At 42.7% G+C, this 21659-nt stretch carries 23 protein-coding genes; 18 read left to right on the forward strand and 5 right to left on the reverse strand.

Annotation, left to right across the window (positions count from 1 at the left end; all coding sequences use genetic code 11):
• Window positions 1-28 precede the first annotated feature (28 nt).
• The 4 genes from AC0VYV_RS05485 to AC0VYV_RS05500 all read left to right on the forward strand — a co-directional run bounded on the left by AC0VYV_RS05485 (window position 29) and on the right by AC0VYV_RS05500 (window position 3281).
• Window positions 29-445, forward strand: a complete 417-nt coding sequence (locus AC0VYV_RS05485) for a GNAT family N-acetyltransferase (RefSeq protein ID WP_475367461.1) — start codon at window positions 29-31, stop codon at window positions 443-445.
• Window positions 446-519: 74 nt separating this feature from the next.
• Window positions 520-1485, forward strand: coding sequence for an aldo/keto reductase (locus AC0VYV_RS05490; RefSeq protein ID WP_475366787.1), 966 nt, complete (start codon window positions 520-522; stop codon window positions 1483-1485).
• Window positions 1486-1603: 118 nt separating this feature from the next.
• Window positions 1604-2101 carry an SdpI family protein gene (locus AC0VYV_RS05495; protein WP_475366788.1) on the forward strand — a complete coding sequence of 166 codons (498 nt, stop codon included), beginning with the start codon at window positions 1604-1606 and terminating at the stop codon, window positions 2099-2101.
• A 235-nt stretch (window positions 2102-2336) separates the two neighbouring features.
• Window positions 2337-3281, forward strand: coding sequence for a ribose-phosphate diphosphokinase (locus tag AC0VYV_RS05500; RefSeq protein ID WP_194220564.1), 945 nt, complete (start codon window positions 2337-2339; stop codon window positions 3279-3281).
• 191 nt (window positions 3282-3472) lie between these two features.
• Here AC0VYV_RS05500 and AC0VYV_RS05505 read toward each other — a convergent pair whose 3' ends face one another.
• Together AC0VYV_RS05505 and AC0VYV_RS05510 are read right to left on the reverse strand one after the other, a co-directional pair.
• Window positions 3473-4123, reverse strand: a complete 651-nt coding sequence (locus AC0VYV_RS05505; RefSeq protein WP_475366789.1) for a class D sortase — start codon at window positions 4121-4123, stop codon at window positions 3473-3475.
• Between the two features lie 61 nt (window positions 4124-4184).
• On the reverse strand, window positions 4185-4598 hold the full coding sequence (locus AC0VYV_RS05510) for an excalibur calcium-binding domain-containing protein (RefSeq protein ID WP_303530082.1): 414 nt from the start codon (window positions 4596-4598) through the stop codon (window positions 4185-4187).
• Between the two features lie 269 nt (window positions 4599-4867).
• Here AC0VYV_RS05510 and AC0VYV_RS05515 point away from each other — a divergent pair, with 269 nt between their 5' ends.
• Window positions 4868-5416: a FixH family protein gene (locus AC0VYV_RS05515; protein WP_475374554.1), complete on the forward strand. Its 549-nt coding sequence runs from the start codon at window positions 4868-4870 to the stop codon at window positions 5414-5416.
• An 86-nt stretch (window positions 5417-5502) separates the two neighbouring features.
• Here the strand turns inward: AC0VYV_RS05515 and AC0VYV_RS05520 are convergent, their stop codons facing one another.
• A complete protein-coding gene (locus AC0VYV_RS05520) occupies window positions 5503-6261 on the reverse strand; it encodes a Cof-type HAD-IIB family hydrolase (protein WP_371018191.1) in 759 nt (252 codons plus the stop codon).
• A 365-nt stretch (window positions 6262-6626) separates the two neighbouring features.
• Here AC0VYV_RS05520 and AC0VYV_RS05525 point away from each other — a divergent pair, with 365 nt between their 5' ends.
• The 11 genes from AC0VYV_RS05525 (at window position 6627) to AC0VYV_RS05575 (ending at window position 17483) form a co-directional block, all read left to right on the forward strand.
• Window positions 6627-8054: a sodium/glutamate symporter gene (locus AC0VYV_RS05525; RefSeq protein ID WP_430244659.1), complete on the forward strand. Its 1428-nt coding sequence runs from the start codon at window positions 6627-6629 to the stop codon at window positions 8052-8054.
• 213 nt (window positions 8055-8267) lie between these two features.
• Complete coding sequence (locus tag AC0VYV_RS05530; protein WP_475366791.1) at window positions 8268-9293, forward strand: pyridoxal-phosphate dependent enzyme; 1026 nt, start codon at window positions 8268-8270, stop codon at window positions 9291-9293.
• Window positions 9283-10968, forward strand: coding sequence for a PucR family transcriptional regulator (locus AC0VYV_RS05535; RefSeq protein ID WP_475366792.1), 1686 nt, complete (start codon window positions 9283-9285; stop codon window positions 10966-10968). Before AC0VYV_RS05530 ends, AC0VYV_RS05535 begins: the two co-directional genes overlap by 11 nt.
• A complete protein-coding gene (locus tag AC0VYV_RS05540; RefSeq protein WP_430244650.1) occupies window positions 10965-11447 on the forward strand; it encodes a hypothetical protein in 483 nt (160 codons plus the stop codon). Before AC0VYV_RS05535 ends, AC0VYV_RS05540 begins: the two co-directional genes overlap by 4 nt.
• A 49-nt stretch (window positions 11448-11496) precedes the next feature.
• The gene (locus AC0VYV_RS05545) at window positions 11497-11862 is read left to right on the forward strand and encodes a nuclear transport factor 2 family protein (RefSeq protein WP_475366793.1); all 366 of its coding nucleotides are present in this window, start codon (window positions 11497-11499) and stop codon (window positions 11860-11862) included.
• Window positions 11863-12060: 198 nt separating this feature from the next.
• Window positions 12061-13263, forward strand: coding sequence for a M24 family metallopeptidase (locus AC0VYV_RS05550; protein ID WP_430244643.1), 1203 nt, complete (start codon window positions 12061-12063; stop codon window positions 13261-13263).
• 10 nt (window positions 13264-13273) lie between these two features.
• Window positions 13274-14245: a cyclodeaminase gene (locus AC0VYV_RS05555; protein WP_475366794.1), complete on the forward strand. Its 972-nt coding sequence runs from the start codon at window positions 13274-13276 to the stop codon at window positions 14243-14245.
• A 13-nt stretch (window positions 14246-14258) separates the two neighbouring features.
• A complete protein-coding gene (locus AC0VYV_RS05560; protein WP_430244637.1) occupies window positions 14259-15461 on the forward strand; it encodes a cystathionine gamma-synthase family protein in 1203 nt (400 codons plus the stop codon).
• A 24-nt stretch (window positions 15462-15485) separates the two neighbouring features.
• Complete coding sequence (locus AC0VYV_RS05565; protein ID WP_475368569.1) at window positions 15486-16679, forward strand: M20 metallopeptidase family protein; 1194 nt, start codon at window positions 15486-15488, stop codon at window positions 16677-16679.
• A 379-nt stretch (window positions 16680-17058) separates the two neighbouring features.
• The gene (locus AC0VYV_RS05570) at window positions 17059-17256 is read left to right on the forward strand and encodes an IDEAL domain-containing protein (protein ID WP_427392031.1); all 198 of its coding nucleotides are present in this window, start codon (window positions 17059-17061) and stop codon (window positions 17254-17256) included.
• A gap of 71 nt (window positions 17257-17327) precedes the next feature.
• Complete coding sequence (locus AC0VYV_RS05575) at window positions 17328-17483, forward strand: hypothetical protein (RefSeq protein ID WP_475374555.1); 156 nt, start codon at window positions 17328-17330, stop codon at window positions 17481-17483.
• A gap of 162 nt (window positions 17484-17645) precedes the next feature.
• Here AC0VYV_RS05575 and AC0VYV_RS05580 read toward each other — a convergent pair whose 3' ends face one another.
• Window positions 17646-18323, reverse strand: a complete 678-nt coding sequence (locus AC0VYV_RS05580; protein WP_475374556.1) for a DUF4352 domain-containing protein — start codon at window positions 18321-18323, stop codon at window positions 17646-17648.
• A 65-nt stretch (window positions 18324-18388) separates the two neighbouring features.
• A complete protein-coding gene (locus AC0VYV_RS05585) occupies window positions 18389-19840 on the reverse strand; it encodes an alkaline phosphatase (RefSeq protein WP_475374557.1) in 1452 nt (483 codons plus the stop codon).
• A 286-nt stretch (window positions 19841-20126) separates the two neighbouring features.
• On the opposite strand from AC0VYV_RS05585, the gene AC0VYV_RS05590 reads away from it, so the two are divergent.
• Window positions 20127-21023: an acetamidase/formamidase family protein gene (locus AC0VYV_RS05590; protein WP_475374558.1), complete on the forward strand. Its 897-nt coding sequence runs from the start codon at window positions 20127-20129 to the stop codon at window positions 21021-21023.
• A complete protein-coding gene (locus AC0VYV_RS05595) occupies window positions 21020-21643 on the forward strand; it encodes a hypothetical protein (protein WP_475373413.1) in 624 nt (207 codons plus the stop codon). Before AC0VYV_RS05590 ends, AC0VYV_RS05595 begins: the two co-directional genes overlap by 4 nt.
• The last annotated feature ends 16 nt before the right edge of the window (window positions 21644-21659 follow it).

Raw genomic sequence — 21659 nt, forward strand, 5'->3', positions numbered from 1 at the left:
CACCGGAGGGATATTCTTGATTAAAGAAATGAAAACGAAGGAACAGTGGCTTGATGTCTATCAGATTATGAAGGAGCTTAGGTCGCATTTGGATGAGAAAGAGTATCTCGCTTTAGTGGAAGAAGCTCAACGTAAGGATATGTACCGACTTTTCGCTCTTTACAAAGGAAAAGAAATCGTGGCGGTGACTGGATTCAAGCCGATGATTACACTTTACTACGGACGGTTTGTTTGGGTATGTGATCTTGTCACTAGTGAACAACATCGTTCGAAAGGGCACGGTGAAAAGCTGCTATCGTTTGTTGAAGAGTGGGCAATTGAAAGTGGGTATGGTGCAGTGGCTCTTTCTTCAGGCATTGCTAAAAAAGAGGCTCATCGCTTTTATCAAGAAAAGATGTCGTATGATCAGGTAAGCTATGTGTTTAAAAAGGTATTGAAGTCATAAACTCTGATCTTAGTAGATTTGTTTCACTGAATGCTATACTTGGTTATAAGACTAATGAAGGATGTGGCAAAGACGTGAGAAGACTAGGACAGACAAATTATGAGATTTCTCCGATCGGCCTCGGAACGTGGCAATTTAGTCAAGGTAGCGGCTTAATTGGAAGCTATTTCTCTACGATTTCTGAAGCCGATATGGACGCAATTGTGAAAATGAGCTTAGACGGCGGGATTAACTGGTTCGATACAGCGGAAGCTTACGGAAAGGGAAAGTCAGAAGAAGCCCTTGCTGGAGCGTTAAATCGTCTTGAAATAAAAGAAGAAGATGCGCTCATCGCGACTAAATGGTGGCCGCTTTTGCGTACAGCAGGATCGATTACAGGAACGATTCAAAAACGAAAAGACGCATTAAAGGGTCGGCGTATTGACCTTTATCAAGTGCACCAACCGTTTTCCTTCTCCTCGCCAGAAAAGGAGATGAATCAAATGGCCTCGCTCGTGAAAGAGGGTCATATTGGCGCTGTTGGTGTAAGTAACTTCAATCGCGATAAAATGGATCGTGCGATTCAAGAGTTGAACCGTCACGAAGCAAGCCTTGCTTCTAACCAGATGAAGTATAGCTTACTCGATAGAAGAATTGAGACAAACGGTGTACTCGATCTTGCGAAGCAAAACGGTGTGACGATCATTGCCTATTCTCCACTTGAACAGGGGATTTTAACTGGAAAATTCCATGATCATCCCGACTTAGCAGCAAACCTTTCTGGACCGAGAAAGCATATGTCTCAGTTCAAACCACAGGGATTAGCTAGAACGCTGCCACTTATTAATGTGTTAAAAGAGATTGGGAATGCTTATGGCGTGGGAGCAGGACAGGTGGCATTAAACTGGCTCGTTCATTTCCATGGAGACACGGTTGTAGCCATCCCAGGAGCTTCGAAATTAAAGCATGCAGAAGATAATGTGAAAGTGTTAGGATTTAAGCTGACACAAGACGAGATGAAGAAAATTGATGAAGAGTCAAGAAAAGTTGCGAAGATGTAATGGAAAGTATGTGTTCTAGCCCGCTCACTTTTATTTTGAGAGCGGGCTATATTTTTAGCATGCTTGTTCTGAAACTAGAGTTACCCTAGTAACGTAAGTAATGAAAAGGGGGGGTTAAATGACTGATCGTCCGATAATTAAAATTGAAAAGTCGATACTTCAGAAACTGTTTGATATAGCTGGATTGGTTTTCTTATGTCTTTCTCTTGGTTATCTTTTGTTAAATTGGTCAGGTCTCCCATCAGAAGTTCCCATTCATTTTGATGTAGCGGGTCAAGCAGATCATTGGGGAAGTAAACTGGTGCTGTTCTTTCTACCTATTTTTGGCATTTTACTGTGGGGTGGATTATCTATGTTAGAGCGCTATCCGCACGTATTTAATTATGTAGTTCACATTACAAAAGGCAATGCTGAGCTACAGTATCGAACGGCAGTTGCTCTTATTCATTTTTTAAAGAACACAATCGCTCTCATGTTTTCAGTTATAACAATCGAAACCATATCAATGGCAAATGGTTCACAGGTTGGCTTAACACCATGGATTCTTCCTGTATTCCTCACGCTTATATTTGGCTCAATTATCATATGTATCATTCAATCAATTAGGTGGAGGTAAAGGGGAAAGTTCCCATCTGATTTGGAGTGAACGAAATGAAGCGTATACATATGAAGAAGAGTAATAAATATGTGGTTTTTGATAGAAATTCCAAAAAAAATCTGCAGAAATTGAGCTTCCGTGTATGGTATAGTGGAGGAGAAGTTTAAACTAAATACATATGTAAATGCTTCATACACAGTTGTATTGTGAATGGAACATTCGTGGGATAAACGAAAGATAAAGGAGCTACGCTATGCTACGCCATGAAGAAGATGTGAAAGTGTTCGCTTTGAACTCAAATCCGGAGTTGGCTCAAGAAATTGTAGAGACACTTGGGGTTAAAGTTGGAAATTGTTCCGTTAAACGCTTTAGTGACGGTGAAATCCACATGAACGTTGAGGAAAGCATCCGTGGTTGCGATACATACCTTGTACAATCGATCGCAGGCTCAGGAAACGACTATTTGATGGAGCTCTTGATTATGATTGATGCATTAAAACGAGCATCAGCTAAAACCATTAATGTTGTGCTACCGTATTATGGATATGCAAGACAGGATCGAAAGACGGGACCAAGACAGCCGATCACAGCAAAATTGATTGCGAATATGCTAGAACGTTCGGGCGCAACGCGCGTGTTAACAATTGATTTGCATGCCAATCAAATTGAGGGATTTTTCAATATCCCAGTTGACCAAGTTTCTGGTATTCCGATCCTTGCTGAATATTTTGAGAACAAGAATTTAGAAAATGTTGTTGTTGTGGCACCCGACAATAGCAGTGCGCTTCGTGCACGTAAATTAGGGTCAATGCTAGACGCGCCAATCGCTTTGATTGATCGTCGCTCTTATGACACAGGAGAACCATCCACTGTGAATGTTATTGGTGATGTTCAAGGGAAAACAGCGATTATTATTGATGATATGATTGATACTGGTAGAAACGTTACGTTTACGTCACGCATTCTTGAAGAGAACGGTGTGAAAGACGTCTACGCGACATTTACCCACGCTGTTCTTTCTGGTCACGCAACGGAAGAAATTGCTGAATCGAACATTAAAGAAGTGGTTGTAACGAATACCATCTCTCTTCCAGATTCAGAAGATCTTGATAAAATTAAAGTCCTATCGATTGCTCCGCTACTTGCTGAAGCGATTCGAATCGTTCAGGAAAAGCTTTCGATTAGTCAAATACGCTAACATGATGAAGGGAACTGATGACTCAGTTCTCTTTTTTTATATGGAATTGTTAATGAATGTTGTTGATTGTGGTCATCAGAGAGCTGAAAGGCGAGTGAAACTATAATTTCACTCAAATGAGCCAATATCGAGGTATCAACAATATAAGCTAACATAGCTATTTTGTTGCGGCATTTCGAATTAGGGGTAACTCAGGATTGCGAGTCACTCCCGTCATCGACTTGTATTAAACTTGCCTGAATGATGTAACGATCTGGTGCGGAGCCGAGGTAATCAAACGGATAGCACGTAGTGAGTGTGAGAGTGGGGGAATTCTTATCCACAATAACGCTACGATCATGCTCGTCTGTAATCCACGTTTTGCGGATTTGATATTCATATGTTGTATCGTCTAATGTGAGGTAAAGACGATCACCTTTTTTTAGTTGATCAAGGCCGTCAAAAACGGTATCGCGGTGTCCTGCAAGTGCAGTGTGGCCTGCTTGACTTGGTAAAGTTGTGAAATCTGTGTCATACATACCAACTCCCTGTTTCAACGTTTGTTCATCGGTTCCCCAATAGATCGGGTAGAGATATCCTAATTGAGGGATTGTTAATTCACCGATTTTTTCCCCTGTTTTCGCATGAAATGCTTCACTTGATGGTGTAGCATCACTTGTCTGAATCACTTCTCGATTAACTGTCTTTTGATAACCAGTTTCCTCCCAATTCCTTGAAATGGCCTGGGCTTTTTCAGGTTGAAAGGTTGTGACACTCTTCTGACTCCACCATTCATATCCGCTCCAGCCGGTTAAAATCAGACCGATTAAAATGAGTAGAATACTGAGCTTGTTTACCACCATTGATCACCTTCTTTAGAAATCGAGATAGGCGTTCGCCTATCTCGATGGGATGGTATGTGTATTAAGAGTGGACGCGTCTTTTTAATAGTAGAAGAGAGCCGAATGCTGCGATAGCAAGTCCAAGCAACATATAAACAGGATAGCTAGTTGCTGTATCGGCCATTTCAGCGCCTTCGCTGTCAGCTGCTTCTGAGCTTTCTTCACTAGTCATTTCTTCATCGGAAGATTCGCCGCCTGATGTTGCTTCTTCATCAGATGAAGTAGATCCACTATAGGAATGAGTTTCACAAGCTTCTCCATCATTGTCACGGTCAAGGCCGCTTGGGTCCGCATCAGGGTCATTGCTTTCATAATAATTTTGCGCTTCTTCTTGAGAAGAGAAGTCATCACAATTCTTATCATCCGCTGCATACCCTACGTTCGTAAATCCAAATACCAATAAGAAAGTTGCTAACAAAGAAACGAGTTTTTTCATCTTCTTCCTCCCCGGATTAAGTATTTTTTTGCCATCCCTTGTTATATGGTAACAGTTTCCAGTGGATAGTTCATGTAATATGTCGGAATAAATAGAATAAAGAGAATATTTTACTACGGTTAGAAAATGAGTTTCAATAATGAGGGAATACCTGGGGAATTTAATTCTTCCAGTGATTAAGTGATCTATGCTGATCTTTTTTCCGTTAGCTTTGTATAAAGAGAAACTTCTCTAGGCAGGGAAATTAGGCCGAAAAGGAGATGGATCGAGTGAAGAGACTATCACTTACTATAGGGATTACCTGTTTGTTAGCGCTAGGCGCATGTTCAGGAGCTGGGGATGAGGCTGGCGGAGGAAATGACGCCACTAATTCTAGTGAAGAGGCGAGCCAATCTAGTATGAACAGTGAAGAGGCTGGTAGTATGTCGAAGAATGAGGAGACTGAGTCTTCAGAAGAAGAACAAATGGATGAGTCTTCCTTTAAGGTTATGATCTCTGAAGAGAAGACAGATGAGCACGAAGGTCATGGTGCACACGTTAGCATCTCTCTTGAGAATGATGAGATGAATCCAGGTGTTCTGATGACAACAATTACTGAAGAGGAAGAGCTCCTTCCAGAAGCTAATGTGCGTTTTGAATACTGGAAAGAAGGAGGGGAAAAGCATACCTACACAGAAACAGAAGAGAACGGTGAAGGTATGTATGAAGGAATGATAGAAATCTCCGAGCCAGGAACGTACAAGCTGAAAGTTCATGTTGAGAAGGGGGAAGAGCTTCATACACATAAACCTTATGTGCTTGAAGTCACGGAGAAATAAGCGTGAAAAGGAAAAGGCGCAGTGGAGTAAATCCACTGCGCTTTTTTCGACATTTATTGAGTTTATTCGGGCGGTGACAGGCACCATTATCCCTTCAATACTTGATCTATAGCGTAAGCAACGCCGTGCTCAGTATAGTCTTTAGTCACCCAGTTTGCGGCTTCTTTGACGCGGTCTTGAGCGTTACCCATTGCGACACCAAAGCCAGCTTCGCGTATCATCGCAATGTCATTCATGCTATCGCCAACGGCCATGACATTCTCCATTGAAAGGTCAAGCCAGTCGCAAACTTTCATGAGTGCTGCAGCTTTATTAACGCCAGATGGATTGATTTCAAGGTTTGTTGGGCTTGAATTCGTTACTTCAAACGCCTCATTCGCTGTGACTTCATCAGTAATGATTTTGCGAATATCATCGTCTTTAATATCAAAGCCAAATTTCAACCATGTGTAGTCATTGATTTCTCGGTCAAACGGCTTTTGTGTATTAAATACGCCTTCTGTTGTAGATGACCAGAAATACACATCATGCTTCACTTTTAGTTCCCACAAACGTTCAACAAGTTCATAATCCAGGTGAGAGCTATCAACTAGGTTTAGTTCTTTATCAAAAATCTGTCCGCCGTTTACTGTAACTAAGTAAGCGGAGTGTCCAAGTTGTTCTGCGATATCTCGGCAGAAAGGCAGTGAGCGTCCCGTGCTTAACACGACGTGAATGCCTTTCTCTTTCGCGCGCTGAACAGCCGCTTCATTTTCTTCTGACACGTCTCCGTCATGATTGACAAGAGTGCCATCCATATCTAATGCAATTAGTTTGATTTCTTTTTCCATCTCTACCACTCCTATTTTTCGCTATCTCTATTTTAATACACTTTTTTGTCGAACTGTAGTCGTGATCCCTAAGACCTGATATTGCATTTAACGATTATAACATGATTGTGCCTAAGAGGTTAGAAAGCAGGGATATTAAAGCTTTATCTCATTTGTTAGGAGGGTGCGTAGCCATAATCTCGTTTTTTCATCGGAAAATAGATGAAAAATTTTAAATTTTCACAACGTATTTCTACAAAAAAACCTATAACTAATTTCCAAAAATAAGTTTTATCGTTTCTTTTTCGAGGAACTGAAAAAGTGGACTGTTCGTATCACCAATTTGGTGAAGCAGCTGCCTCATTAGCTGAGGAATCATAAAAACCAAAGAGGTGAAAGAAATGAATCCGGAACAAATTGGATTCGCGTTGTTGTATATCGGTGTTTTTCTTCTAATAGGGAAGATCATTCGTTTGAAAGTAAAGGTCTTACAGAACTTATTCTTACCTTCCTCCATTATCGGTGGATTTATCGCATTGCTTCTCGGGCCACAAGTGCTTGGGAAAATTATGCTGAACTTCGTTTCTGAAGATCATTTTCTCGCAAATGGAATTATGACGGGCACAATTATAGAAGTATGGTCAGCATTACCAGGTTTAATGATTAATGTTGTCTTTGCATCACTATTTCTTGGAGCAACAATGCCAAAGCTCCGAGATATTTGGACATTTGGTGGTCCACAACTAGCATTCGGTTGGGCGATTGGCTGGGGACAATATGTGATCGGTTTACTCGTCGCCATTCTAATCTTAACCCCATTCTTCGATATACCGGCTATGGCTGGGGCGCTGATTGAAGTAGCGTTCGAAGGTGGTCACGGTACGGCTGCAGGTATGGCAAGTACATTTGAAGAGCTCGGATTTGAAGAAGCATTTGACCTCGCTATCGGTCTTGCGACGGTAGGTGTGCTTTCAGGTGTTATCTTCGGTATTATTCTAATTAACTGGGCCGTTCGTAGAGGTAAAACCAAAGTGATCAAAGACGTGAATGGCTTCTCTGATCTACGTAAGCAGGGCATTATGGAATATCAAAATCGTGAACCAGCGGGTAAAATGACGACTCGCCCTGAATCAATTGAACCTCTATCGTTTCACTTATCAATTGTGATGCTTGCGATTCTGATCGGTTGGTTAATTCTTCAGGGGTTAATTGGTCTAGAAAGTATTACGATTACAAATTGGACAGGCTCAAGCTTCATGAAGTATATACCGCTATTCCCGATCGCGATGTTCGGTGGTATTATTCTTCAAGTCTTCTTCAGCAAGAAAGATAAATACAATCTTGTTGATCGTCGTATGATCAATCGTATTCAAGGACTTGCGCTTGATGTGTTAATCATCACAGCCATCGCAACAGTTTCCCTTGATGTCATTGGTGAGTATCTCGTGCCATTCTTAATATTGGCTGTAGCAGGAATTTCATGGAACTTATTTGGTTTCCTTACCCTTGCTCCAAAAATCATTCCAGACTACTGGTTTGAACGAGGTATCGGTGATTTCGGTCAATCAATGGGTGTTACAGCAACTGGATTGCTACTAATGCGCATCGTTGACCCTGATAATGAATCTCCAGCATTTGAAGCATTTGGTTACAAGCAGCTCGTCTATGAGCCGTTCCTTGGCGGTGGACTAGTAACGGCGCTATCTGTACCATTCATCGTTCAATTTGGTGCGGTAGCTGGCCTGATTTTCTCGATCATTATGGTGATCGTAGGGATCTTATCAGGTATCTTCTATTTTGGTAAAGGAAAGCATATTAAGAATAAATAAAAGCAAGCGCCATTCCTATTTTTGGGAATGGCGTTTTTTTCGTGAGAAAAGTGAGCAACAGTTGGGATCGTGTGAACCTTATGAAACGATCTCCCTTTTGAGAAATGAAGTTCTAGTAAATTAGAAACTTTTCCCTAATTGCGATATAATTAACAGAATATATCGAATTTGCAACATATCATTTAAACTCTCCCAAAGGAGGCATCATTGCATATGGTCACTTCCCATAATCGCCTTCAACCAATAACCGTAACCCCGCCTTCGCTCCAAGATATTTGGATCGCTAAGAAGCGCATTGCATCATTTATTAAAACAACCCCTCTCGTTCAATCAGAAAGACTTTCAAGTGTAAGTGATACAGCGGCTTATCTTAAATTAGAGAACCTTCAGGAAACGGGTTCGTTTAAATTGCGGGGAGCAGCCAATAAGATTCTGAGTTTGTCAGAGGAAGAACGGAAGAAAGGTGTTACGACGTTCTCTACCGGTAATCACGGATTAGCGGTGGCTTATGTAGCAAGGCTGCTTGGAGTGAGAGCACATATTTGCATCTCGAATCGCGTTCCTATAAATAAAGTGAAGAAGCTTAGTGAGATGGGAGCGGAAGTTCGAAAAGCTGGTCAAAATCAAGATGATGCTGAGGCGTTTAGCTATGAACTGCGAGATCGGGAAGGGATGACGGTTATTAAACCATTCGATGATCCTGAAGTCATCGCTGGACAAGGAACGATTGCACTTGAACTACTTGAAGAACTTCCGAACCTCGATACGTGCGTGATCCCTTTGTCAGGAGGAGGCCTTCTATCAGGAATTGCACTCGGATTGAAAGCGACGAATCCGAACATTCAGGTAATCGGAGTTTCAATGAAGCGTGCAGCTGTGATGTACGAAAGTGTTCGCGCGAATCGTCCCGTGATTATACCTGAAGAAACAACGCTAGCTGATAGTTTACTAGGTGGGATAGGGACGGATAATCGATACACGTTCACGATGGTGAAGAATTACGTGGATGATATCGTGTTGCTTTCAGAAGAAGAGATTGCGCGTGGCATGTCCTTTCTATTCCGACACCATCAGATTGGAGTTGAAGGAGCTGCAGCAACAGCTGTTTCAGTCCTTTTACATAAAAAAACGAGAAAAATAGGGTTGAGAACAGCGGCGCTTGTAAGCGGGAGTAATGTGGATGTTGACCGTTTGCTTGAGATCATTTCCGCACACAAGGATGATGAAGATGGCTGTTAATCTTTGGGAAATCACAACGTTACCAATGCTTGCGGATGCAAGAGTCCTTTCTGGAAAGTCTCATCTCGAACAAAAACAAGTCGAGTGGGTCTCAGTAATTGAAACACCTGTTGAAAATTTTGTGCGTCAGTATGAGTTCGTTCTTTCCACTGGCGTGGGTCTTGGCAACGATTCAGATGCTTTGCTTCGTTTTGTCCAGGATGTTTATGAATCAGGCGCTTCAGCCCTTGCCCTTGCAACAGGTCGACATTTATATGATATTCCAAAACGGGTGATTTCCTTCGCAGAACAGAGGGGTTTTGTTCTTATTGAAATGACCTGGGAAATTCGGTTTTCCGATGTGATTCATTCTTGTATGGAGAAAATTAATCACTATCAGCAGGAAGAGCTGAAGCGATCAGAAGAGGTACAGCAACGTCTCTTAGAAATGGTTCTTCAAGGCGGGAGCTTTTCAGATATAGCTCGTTATGTTCATAAACATCTCAGCTCTCCTGTCCTGATCACTGACCCTTTAGGAAGAGTGAAAGGCAAAGCAGGGTGTACCACTGAACATGTTATTCATTGGCAACGCCACTGTGAGTGCCATGTGACCGTTGTTCATGATGGAAATCTTCATCCTCTTCATAAAAAAATGGAGAAAATCGTCATTGGTGATACTCCTGGACTGTTGATGAGAATTCAGTCTGCAGGTAAGGAACAGGGTCAAATGGTGATATTTTCCGTTAATCATCCGAACAATTTGGATACGAATCTTCTTGAGCATGCCACAACTGCTGCGGCCCTTTCTTTTCTAAAAGATAGCGCGATTGAAGAGACGGAAATACGATTAAAGGATGATTTTATTCTTAGTTTAGCAAATGGAGAATTTGTATCGAAAGAGCGTCTTCTTTCAAGAGGAAAACTCCTCGGATATAACCTCACGCTACCCTATGTTTGTGTTGTAGGGGAACTTGATAATCTTGAGGAGCTATTCAGAAAAAATCAAGATGGATTTGCTTCTTACCAACACTGGTTTGAAAGTATGATCTATTATGTGAGCGAGGAAATTCTTCTTGCTGGAGAAACGATTCAGAAGAGAGTTCTGACAACCGTTCAAGAATCGAAGCTACTTATCTTTCTAGAAACGACCCCTGGAACGAATGAACTTGTGAATCAATACCTCGACTTATTGGAGAGGAGGTTGAGCCGATTGCTTCCTGGGGTCTTGCTTACTTGGGGGATCGCGCAGCATGGTGATGGCGTGATTGTTTTCGAAGACAGCTACAGTAAAGCATGCGTAGCTCTAGAGCTTGGAAGAAAACAAAAAGGCGCGGGCAGTCGAATTGATTATGAAGATACGAAAATCAATCGTTTGTTGCAACGTCTCTCGTATGATAAGGATGTGCAGGAGGTTACGATGTCAACGATCACCCCGCTCGTTGATTACGATGAGAAGCGAAAGATGGATCTTATCGGTACGTTCACTGCCTATCATTTAAATAATGGGAACGTAAGTCAAACCGCTCGAAAGCTCAATCTTCATAGGCAGTCTCTTCTGTATCGACTAAGAAAAATTGAATCGTTGACAAGGCTATCTTTAGTGAATCCTGATGACGTGTTTTTACTTGATTTAAGCATCAAAATTTGGTCGGTTGGGTTAAGAGATTCCGACGTTTTAAAGGAGGGACGCTTTTGACTTCAACGGAATTAAGTCATGATCATTTGAAGCTGAATGAATTAAGCTATATTAAGATAAATGCGCTTCTCCTACTAGCTATTCTTCCGTTATCAATTATTGGATACTTTCTAGCGGTATCGAACGAATCGTTGTTTTTTGTTTACGAATGGTCCCTTGTCGTCCTACTTTCTTGTACTTTCCTATTGTCGATTGTTACTGCATTGGTGTACAAAAGTTCCTTACTATGGCTATCATTCTCTTTTTTAGCTTTCATTCTTCAGTTTGCAGTGTTCTGTCTGTTTATAGGCCCTTATACATTTTATCCGCTGTTCTTTGCTTACTATGCAATGGCTACTATTTCGTTTATTGTTTCGATTATCACTTTTAAAAAAGGTCTACCTTATAGGTTTATTACGGTGATTTTCATGATTGTAACGGTCATTATGACATTTTATATGATTCTATTGCACAGTCTATGGGGAGTGAACTGGATTTAGGAGCTGTCTTATTTGAACATACTTTAAACGTAATGGAGGCGAATGAGTGATGGCGACTGCGAAAGGCAAATTACTTCAGGAGTTTAACGAAGCATTTATACGAGGGAATAAGGAAATTGTTTTAAATAGTGTGACAGATGATATTAAGTGGAATATGGTAGGCGAAGATGAAATTAGTGGAATAGATGCATTCGAGAGAGCGTTTCAGGAGATGCCTCGAGAAGGAAAGATTGAATTAACCATTAAGACGATTATTACGCATGGCATCACTGCCGCTGTCGAAGGAACAATTCATACAACGAATGACTTAGAAGAGAAGAAAGTCTATGCTTTCTGTGAAACCTATCGATTTAATAAGTTCAAGGATGGAAGAATTAAAGAAATAACAACTTATATTATTGAAGTAAAATCGTAATGTTCAGAAGGTGGTACCCGGGTGGGGGTACTGCCTTTTTTGTTTACAAGAGAACTCTCATGATTAAAATTGTCTAAACCGAAAAGGTAAACTTCATACAATTTAGCGGATGTCTTAAAAACCTCCTGTTAGGTATGATGAATGTAATTAATTAACTAAATATTCAGAAATAAAATAGCGGGAGGGGGAATGATCTCGATGCAATCATTTGAGATGAGTGAATTTCAGGAGCGGATTCAGCGCACGAAGAGACGGATGGAAGCGGAAGGGCTTGAAGTGTTGTTGATCACTGATCCAGCAAATATGAATTATCTCTCTGGTTATGACGGTTGGTCCTTCTATGTTGATCAGATGGTCGTTGTCATCATTGATGAAGAGCATCCGCTCTGGATCGGCAGAAAAATGGATGCGAATGGTGCGAAAGCGACGACGTGGCTCTATCGTGAGAACATCATTTCCTATACGGATGACTATGTTCATTCAGACGTCAAGCATCCAATGGATTTTGTAGCAGATATTCTGCGACAAATTGGTCAGGGAAATCGCGTCATTGGTGTGGAGATGGGGGCTTATTATTTCTCGGCCCTTGCGTTCGAACATCTAAAAAAAGGACTACCGAATGCGGTTTGGAAAAACGCGACGCTGCTCGTCAATCATGTGAGGATGATCAAGTCAGATCAGGAAATTGCGTATATTCGCAATGCGGCAAGACTTGTTGAAGGTGGCATGACAAAGGCGATTCAGTCCATTGCAGAAGGGGTTCGTGAATGTGATGTGGTTGGCGATATTTATCAAAGTTTGATTCGTGGTACGCCTGAGTTCGGCGGTGATTATCCTGCTATTGTGCCCATGCTCCCTTCTGGTGAAAACACATGTACACCGCATCTAACTTGGTCTGATAAAAAGTACCGAGATAAAGATCTCGTTATTATTGAGCTGGCTGGCTGTTATAAACGATACCACTGTCCAATGGCTCGAACGGTATCGATCGGTCCTCAGGAAGATCGAGTGAACGACATCGCAAGTGTTGTCGTTGAAGGATTGAATGAAGCTCTTGCATTTGCGAAGCCAGGCGTCACGTGCGAGGAATTGGAGGAAGTTTGGCGCAGAACAATTGCGAAGTACGGTGTTATCAAGGATTCGCGGATTGGGTATTCCATGGGGTTGAATTATCCGCCAGATTGGGGTGAACATACGGCGAGCATCAGACAGGGGGATCGAACAGTATTGAAGCCGAATATGGCTTTTCATATGATTCCAGGAATCTGGTATGACGATTTTGGTATTGAAATTAGTGAGTCTTTTTACGTCACTAATTCAGGCATTGAGGTGCTGGCAAACATGCCGCGAAAACTAATTACCGCAACAAATCTTTTTGCGATGGATAATGATGCGGTGTAGGAGTGATGTGATGATTCTTTTAACAGAGGAAGAGATTCGAAAGCATGTTGGTCTGAATGCGGAGACCATTCAAGTAGTGGAGGATGCGTTCACGAGTCTTGCTACAAAGCGAGTAGAGATGCCTCCGATTATGCGGATCGATATTCCTTCTTACAACGGAGAAGTTGATGTGAAATCAGCTTATGTGGAAGGACTAGATTATTTCGCGATCAAAGTATCAACGGGTTTTTTTGATAATGACAAACGAGGATTACCTAGTGGAAATGGTCTTATGATGCTTTTTGACTCACAAACAGGAAAGCCTGAGGCGCTCCTTCTCGATAATGGATATTTAACGGATATTCGAACTGCAGCCGCAGGGGCAGTGGCGGCGAAGCATCTTTCAAGAGAAGACGCACGAACGGCAGGAGTTATTGGATCAGGAAGTCAGGCGCGCTATCAGCTTGAGACGATTTCACGCGTACGTCCAATTGAAAGACTACTAGTGTATGGGCGGAAGGAAGAGAACGTTGCGCGCTATATGAAAGACATGGAGGCTGGGCTTGGGATAAAGGTTGAGGCAGCGAGCGCGGAAGACGTTGTACGGAATAGCGATATTGTGGTGACAACCACCCCTGCGACAACCCCGATTATCAAAGAGGAATGGCTGCACAGCGGCCTTCATATTACCGCGATGGGATCAGATGCCGAAGCGAAGCAGGAGCTTGAAGCGGGAGTTCTAGAAAGGGCGGACCTTCTTGTATGTGATGTGAAAAATCAGTCTCGTATACTAGGAGAAATTCACCATGCGGTTAATAAGGAACAAATGATGAAGAAGGCAATTGAAATTGGTGAGATTACGGCGGGGCGTATGAAAGGCAGAGTGACTAACGAGCAAGTAACGGTATGCGATTTAACTGGAACGGGTGTCCAGGACACAGCGATCGCTCTGTATACGTACAACTTGCTTAAGGAAAAGAAAGCATGGGCATCCATTCACTAGTTAGAAAAAGGAGATGATGAAGATGAAGAAAACAAACAATGGGACAAAAGCGGTATGGGCAGGGGAAAAGGATTATCTTGTACATGGGGCCACTCAGGTTCCGGTCGTTCTTAGTGTAGCTTATGGGTATGACGATATGGACGAATGGTATGAAGTTGCGGTTGGAAACAAGAAGGGACATATTTACGGACGAAATACGAATCCAACTGTTCAGGCTTTTGAAGACAAAGTGAAAGCTCTTGAAGGGGCTGAGTCAGCTACTAGTTTCTCGACGGGGATGGCCGCCATCAGCAACACTCTCTCGACTTTTCTTTTGCCTGGCGACCGTATCGTATCCATTAAGGATACATATGGAGGTACGAATAAAATCTTCACCGAGTTTCTGCCAAGGTTGAACATCGAAGTCGTGTTATGTGAAACAGGAGATCACGAGATGATTGAGGAGGAAGTAGCAAAGGGATGTAAGATTCTCTATCTCGAGACGCCAACAAATCCAACGGTAAAAATTACGGACATCAAGCGCATGGCGAAAGCAGGTCACGATGTTGGTGCACTTGTCGTGGTAGATAATACGTTCGCTACGCCAATTAATCAAAATCCGCTCGAGCTCGGTGTTGATCTTGTGCTTCATAGCGCAACGAAGTTTCTCGGTGGCCATGCCGATGCACTTGGAGGCGTTATTTGTGGAAGAAAAGAACTGATCGAGAAAATCTACCACTACCGAGAAATCAATGGAGCGACAATGGATCCGATGGCCGCATATCTCCTTTTAAGAGGTATGAAAACATTGCATCTAAGGGTGAAGAAACAGTGTGAAAACGCGATGAAGGTTGCGAGATATCTCCAAACTCAGGAGCTTGTAGAAGCCGTTTTTTACCCGGGGCTTGAAACGCACCCAGGCCATGAGATTGCGAAGAAACAGATGAAGGATTTCGGAGGAATGTTCAGCTTCTCTGTGAAAGGCGGCGTTGAAACGATGCGTCAGTTACTTCCAAAATTAAAATATGCCAACCGAGCGGCGAATCTCGGGGCGGTGGAAACGACAGTAGGACCTTCTCGTACAACGAGCCATGTTGAATGTACGCCAGAAGAGCGGGCACTTATGGGCATTCCAGAAGGTCTCGTCAGATATTCAGCGGGAATTGAGGATGTTGAGGATTTGATTGCTGATCTTGAACAGGCGTTCCAATCCGTATCCAGCGAGGCGAAGGTGTAGACAGAAGGCAAAGGAGGGACGGTCATGGCGCCGAAGCATACGGAAATGGAGCGAGCGGAGGCGATGAAGGAGGAGTTAGTAAGGTTTCGGCGAACGCTTCATGCGCATCCTGAACTGAGCTTTCAAGAGAAGCAAACGGCTGAATTCGTTGCTACAACTTTACGGGAAATCGGTGTGCCTCACATTCACGCGTGTGGGGGGCATGGAGTAGTTGGAACAATTAGTGGAGGAACAGGACCAACCATTGCCATTAGAGCTGACATGGATGCCCTCCCTATTCACGAATCAGGTACTCACGCCTATTGTTCGAAGCACGATGGCGTGATGCACGCCTGTGGTCATGATGCTCACACGGCGATGTTACTTGGCGTTGCGAAGCTGCTAGTTGAGGATCTGCGTAATGGAAGTCTTCATGGTACGGTGAAGCTCATTTTCCAACCTGCTGAAGAAGCAACGGATGAGAGCGGCCTTTCAGGTGCTTCTTATATGATTTTGGATGGGGTGTTAGACGACGTGGAAGCAGCTGTTGCGCTTCATGTATGTCCATGGCAGCCGGTAGGTGTTATTCAAGTAAATGATGGAGATAGCATGGCGAATGTCGACATATTTGAAGGAGTGATAACTGGCTCAGGGGGGCACGGAGGGTATCCTCATTTGGGATCGGATCCGATCTGGATGTTATGTTCTGTGCTTCCAGCGCTCTATAGCATTGTGAATCGTCGCATTTCGCCCCTTGAGACAGCAGTGGCAAGCATTGGTGAGATTCACGCTGGCAGTGCTAGCAACGTTATTCCAGATGAAGTGAGGATAGTTGGAACATTTCGGTCTTATTCTTCAGAAGCGAGAGAGAAATTAACCATAGAGCTTGAAAAAGCATTTAAGATAGCGGAGGCACTTGGCGGGACATATGAGTTTCATGTTGAGCATGGCGAGCCTGCTCTCAGAAATTCACCGCGCGTGAATCGCATCATTGAAAAGGTTGTGACTGAGTTAGATCCAGAAATGGAAATTGCGCATGGACCATTTGGCCTGGGCGGTGAAGATTTTGCCTATATGGCAGAGCGAGTGCCGGCAGCGATGTTTTTCCTTGGTAGTGCAATAAGAGACGGGATTAGTAGGGAGCTTCATACACCTATATTTGATATTGATGAACGCTGTCTTCCGATTGGAACAGCGATTCTAACGAAAACAGCGCACGAAATGCTTCAATCAATCTAAACGGAGGTGTCACAAGTGGCGCATCGCATCGCCTTCATAGGCTTTGGGGGAGTTGGTCAGGGACTCGCCGACATTATTTTGAATTAAGGTCGATTATCAGGGTTTTATAGTAGAGCGCTATTTATTTCCCTTAGAAGGCACCATAAGGAAAAGGAGCGCTCTCTGATCGAAACGACTTCTGCACAAATTGCTGCTTCCAAGCAGGAAGATGATCACTAAGACTTTCTAAGCTCTAGTCTAGTAAAATAGTACAAAATTCGACTTCATTTATTAGAATCTTCTAAACTATTGTTTAAATTTCGTAAAAATCGGTTAAACTGTAATTAATCGCATAGAAAACGTTAACACGTTTCTATAAATATGAATGGAGGATTGGATGATGGAGAATCGAAACGTCTACCAAAATCAGATTTCGGAAAAGAGACAGGAAATGGTCGAACAGCTCATCGCACACATCAATGCTTCCAGTATCGAACAAAAACAGGACATTCTAAAGAAAGAAATTGACCAGGCCCTTGATTCTCGTGACCGCGAGTCATTCATGCAGCTAACCGATCGCCTTAATTCACTCACATAATGAAAAAGTTGGTATATATTCCAAACCGCTTGCTTATAATCTAGTAATCAAACACTCTGGAGGAGATGTGGATGCTAGATTTGGCAGCGGTTTTTTATGTTGTGATGGACTGGATATCCGAAAACAAAGGGTACAAACTTCAATCAGTCTTTCTCTTCGGTGGGCTAGGTCTATCTTTTGTAACTTATTTCTTATGGTACTTAAAAAAGGGATATAAAACGGTATGAAGTAGGAAGATGAACTGAATCTGATAGGGAACTTAACAGCTTATTTCCGCGGAAATTGAAATAATTCCGCGATAATCGGTTTTTTTCCGCGAAAACATCACTTAATTCCGTGAAACGCTCTTTTTATCCGCGAAATATAAAAAGACACCCCGTAGGGCATCTTTAAAAAGGAATCGTGATCTCCTTACTATTCGTGATCGTTTCTTTCTGGTCATCGAATACGTTGCTCGTGTGAATCGTAAGCGACTGGAGATTCTCAACGTCAGTTTCGTTCAATACGAAACCGAGCTGACCGATCCGTTCTTCACCCGGAGCAAAATCTCCGTAAAGACTCTCCAAGTAAAAATCATCGTCGTATCCTTTTTTCTCTCCATCACTCGTTTCAAGTAAGGAAACAGGAGCGAAGTTAACCGTTTCATCCGATGTGTTTTTCATATTGACCCGAACCTTCACATAGTTGAATTTCTCTTCATTCGTAGAATATCCGTGGAAGAAATCAATCAAGTCAGGGGAGGGCTCGTATTTCATTACTTTAACATCTGAAATGGTTAACTCAACATCACCAATTTCTGTTTTCTCGTTATAATCAGAAACAGCTTTTAACTTAATGGAACCGTCTGCATCCTGGAATGTTTGACCAACTTCTGTTAGCGAGCTGTCATCAGGCGCCTGAGGGCTGTCGATTACACTAGTATTCTCTTTTTGTTCACTCTTCGTTTCAGACTTTTCGGTAGTTGTAGAATTCTCTGTTTGTGATTCCGCACCCTTTTCAGTATTGTTCGCTGCACACCCTCCGAGAAAAAGGGATGCTGATAAAAGCGCAACAAGTACATAATTCACTTGAACCAAACTCCTTCATCAGTAAGAAAAGTCCCGATGCATTTAAAGCAACGGGAGTTTCTTCCTTATTTGTCTTTCTTGTGGTGATCGTTGTCATGGTCACGATCGTCATCTTCATCATGATCGTCGTCTTTCTCGTGATCGCCTTTCTGTTTCGCATTTAGAAGATCCATCACCAATTGCCCTGTTTCACTATTGTCGTGAAGACCTGCGAACTTTTCAGATTGTGGACCGTAAGCATAGACGTTCACGTCAACACCAGTATGTCCGCCAGTTGTCCAGCCAGTACCTGAACGGAGATCAAAGATTTTTTCAATGGCATTGTCAATTTCCACAACGTCATTCGTTTCAGTGGCTTTTTTGACAGAAGTGATTTCTTCAGATGTTAAGTCAAGATCGATGTTTTCGGTAAGTGTTTTCTCAACATCAGCGCCATCAGCGATCTGTGCTGCCATGTAGTCAGGTGTCTTTTTCGCTGCTTTTAGTGGGGCAGGATCCCATTTGTATTCACCGTCACGTCCCATTGCGAAGCCACCAGTAGAGTGGTCAGCCGTTGTAACGACGAGCGTATGCTTGTCCTTTTTCGCAAATTCAATCGCTGCTGCGTAAGCTTTCTCGAAGTCTTCCATTTCACTCATCGCTGCCACAGCGTCGTTATCATGACCAGCCCAGTCAATTTGACTACCTTCTACCATAAGGAAGAAGCCATCCTTATCTTCACTTAAGCGGTTAAGCGCGGCATCAGTCATTTCTTCAAGAGATGGTGTATCTTCTGTACGGTCGATCGCTTTATCCATTCCTTTTGGAGCGAAAAGGCCAAGGATTTGTTCGTTCTCATCTTTCTTAAGTTCATCCTTCGATGTTACATAGCTGTAGCCATCTTCTTGAAATTCCTTTGTTAGGTTGCGATCTGAGCGCTCGAAGTAAGATGTTCCTCCGCCAAGTAGTACATCTACTTTATGCTCACCGTTAATCATCTCATCATAATAATCGTCAGCGATGTCGTTGTAGTTATTGCGATCTTCATCATGCGCACCGAATGATGCTGGCGTTGCATGGTTAATTTGAGAAGTAGAGACAAGACCAGTTGCTTTCTTATTTTCCTTAGCTTCTTCTAGAACCGTCTTTAATTCATTTTTGTCCACGTCAACTGAAATCGCGCCGTTATAAGTCTTCACCCCTGCAGCCATAGCCGTTCCTGCTGCAGCAGAGTCCGTGACGCTTTCTTCAGGATCCCATGAATACGTTTCTTGAGCGCCTACTAGATACTCATCAAAAGCTGTTTTTTCCATATAAGGTGTTGTTTTATCATCCATAAATGAGCGGTAAGCCGTTGTATAGCCCGGCCCCATACCGTCACCGATTAAGAAAATGACATTCTCGATTTCATTATTATTTTTTTTGCTGTTATCGGATTTCGCTCCTGTATCTGTAGATACACCAGCATATCCTGCAACGGCTAATGATGAAATCACAGCGAATGGAATGAGTTTCTTTTTAACATTTTTAGTAAACATGTGTAGGTTCCCCCCGAATCATTTTTTCTCACAGCCCATAGTCTACGTGATAGATTTGAAGTGAATATTAATAGATTGTAAGGATGCTATTAAGAAAATCGGGATTAAATAACTAGTCGTAATAAGATAGTGACCTGCGAATGACCGAATAAACTTGCGGTTTCGAGACTATTTTCACAGAACTAGTTATTTGAAGAGTACTTAGGAGTTAAGCGAATAAAGTAGTCAAGGACGGTTTCAAACTGTTAAAATTATCTTAATAATGAAACAGTTGGAGGAATGCTAAATGGATTTACTTATGAACGATTCTGTTATTTATGATTTTAATAAGTCTCATAAGCCAGTAAAAGTTGTTCCATCAGGCGCGACGATAGAAATTGTAACGTATGACTGCTTTGAAAATCAGCTTCAAACCGAAGAAGATGAGATTAGCGGGATTGATTGGAACCGAGTGAATCCAGCGACTGGGCCAATCTATGTGAATGAAGCAAAACCTGGAGATGTGTTAAAGGTGACGATTGAAAAGCTCGAGATTGGAGATCAGGGTGTTATGGTCGTTGGACCGGAGCTTGGTATTATGGGGCACCGTTTGAAAGAGATGGAGTCTAAGATTATTCCTATTCAAGATGGCGTAGCCCACTTCAATGGCCTTATGATTCCGCTCAATCCGATGATCGGAGTGATTGGAGTTGCGCCTGAAGGAGAAGGCATTTCATGCGGCACCCCTGGGCCTCACGGTGGAAACATGGATAACAAGATGGTAACAGAAGGAGCCGTGCTGTATTTCCCAGTATTTGCGGAAGGAGCACTGTTTGGATTAGGTGATTTCCACGCAGCGATGGGGGACGGAGAAGTCAGTGTATCGGGCATTGAAGTGCCTGGAAGAGCGACCGTTAAGCTTGAAGTGTTAGAGGGAGAGCCACTGGTTCAACCAATGTTAGAAAACAAAGAGGTTGTGACACAGATTGCCTCGGCCGAAACGCTTGATGATGCCGTGAAGCTTGCGACAGAGCTAATGGTTGAGAGGGTTGCTGAAAAAACAGGCATGTCCATTGGGGAAGCAACAATGCTGATGAGTGCCGTTGGTCAAGTGGAAGTCTGTCAGGTAGTGGATCCATTAATGACAGCTAGGTTCGCTGTACCGAAATGGCTAGAGCAGCAGCTTGGGGTGCGCTTGATTTGATTCGACAGCGTTCGAGGGGATTCGGGTGGTGCCTGTCACTCGTAATGTCACGTAAAATGAAGCTTGCGATCTTATCTCTCATTGGCGCTCTTGTGCTTTTCTTCGCTATCATCACCTGGTTTTACCCTTATTCTTCTCTTAGTTTGCATCGATCAATCTCCTACAGCCCGGATCCTTATCTTGTAGAAGATTATACCGAGAAAATGAATGGATTAAGCAAGAAGTATGCTGAAGGTTCAGGGGATGATCTAACAATGGATCGTCTTCAATATATTTTGCAGATGTACGACCAAGAATGGCTTTTGAGTGAGAAGGCGGTCGTCATGACGAAAGAGGATCTTGATAATGTAGCTTTTGATGTCAAGCAAGCGAGAAACGTATTAATCGATTTGTCTTTTGAAGAGACGTATTCCGCCGATGTTAAGAAACAATTGCGCCTTTCTATTGAGAACTGTCTTGCGATTGAAGAAAGTGTAGAAGAGCTAAAGGATGCGAATTTTTTAACTCGAGATTTAGCGCAAATTCAATACGGTAACCTTCATGGTACGTTTGATAGTAGCTTGAGGACACTGGAAACGATGTATGCTAGGTATGAAAGGGAAATAGAAGAAAGCGAATAAACAAACGCAATGCTTA

It is taken from the genome of Anaerobacillus sp. QJM3NY_17 (assembly GCF_056173665.1).

Excerpts from the sequence above, each read along its gene's own strand:
- AC0VYV_RS05485 (WP_475367461.1), top strand. The coding sequence starts at position 29 with ATGAAAACGAAGGAACAGTGGCTTGATGTCTATCAGATTATGAAGGAG.
- AC0VYV_RS05495 (WP_475366788.1), top strand. The coding sequence starts at position 1,604 with ATGACTGATCGTCCGATAATTAAAATTGAAAAGTCGATACTTCAGAAA.
- AC0VYV_RS05500 (WP_194220564.1), top strand. The coding sequence starts at position 2,337 with ATGCTACGCCATGAAGAAGATGTGAAAGTGTTCGCTTTGAACTCAAAT.
- AC0VYV_RS05505 (WP_475366789.1), bottom strand. The coding sequence starts at position 4,123 with ATGGTGGTAAACAAGCTCAGTATTCTACTCATTTTAATCGGTCTGATT.
- AC0VYV_RS05510 (WP_303530082.1), bottom strand. The coding sequence starts at position 4,598 with ATGAAAAAACTCGTTTCTTTGTTAGCAACTTTCTTATTGGTATTTGGA.
- AC0VYV_RS05525 (WP_430244659.1), top strand. The coding sequence starts at position 6,627 with ATGAATCCGGAACAAATTGGATTCGCGTTGTTGTATATCGGTGTTTTT.
- AC0VYV_RS05530 (WP_475366791.1), top strand. The coding sequence starts at position 8,268 with ATGGTCACTTCCCATAATCGCCTTCAACCAATAACCGTAACCCCGCCT.
- AC0VYV_RS05535 (WP_475366792.1), top strand. The coding sequence starts at position 9,283 with ATGGCTGTTAATCTTTGGGAAATCACAACGTTACCAATGCTTGCGGAT.
- AC0VYV_RS05545 (WP_475366793.1), top strand. The coding sequence starts at position 11,497 with ATGGCGACTGCGAAAGGCAAATTACTTCAGGAGTTTAACGAAGCATTT.
- AC0VYV_RS05550 (WP_430244643.1), top strand. The coding sequence starts at position 12,061 with ATGCAATCATTTGAGATGAGTGAATTTCAGGAGCGGATTCAGCGCACG.
- AC0VYV_RS05555 (WP_475366794.1), top strand. The coding sequence starts at position 13,274 with ATGATTCTTTTAACAGAGGAAGAGATTCGAAAGCATGTTGGTCTGAAT.
- AC0VYV_RS05560 (WP_430244637.1), top strand. The coding sequence starts at position 14,259 with ATGATGAAGATGAAGAAAACAAACAATGGGACAAAAGCGGTATGGGCA.
- AC0VYV_RS05565 (WP_475368569.1), top strand. The coding sequence starts at position 15,486 with ATGGCGCCGAAGCATACGGAAATGGAGCGAGCGGAGGCGATGAAGGAG.
- AC0VYV_RS05570 (WP_427392031.1), top strand. The coding sequence starts at position 17,059 with ATGGAGAATCGAAACGTCTACCAAAATCAGATTTCGGAAAAGAGACAG.
- AC0VYV_RS05575 (WP_475374555.1), top strand. The coding sequence starts at position 17,328 with ATGCTAGATTTGGCAGCGGTTTTTTATGTTGTGATGGACTGGATATCC.
- AC0VYV_RS05585 (WP_475374557.1), bottom strand. The coding sequence starts at position 19,840 with ATGTTTACTAAAAATGTTAAAAAGAAACTCATTCCATTCGCTGTGATT.
- AC0VYV_RS05590 (WP_475374558.1), top strand. The coding sequence starts at position 20,127 with ATGGATTTACTTATGAACGATTCTGTTATTTATGATTTTAATAAGTCT.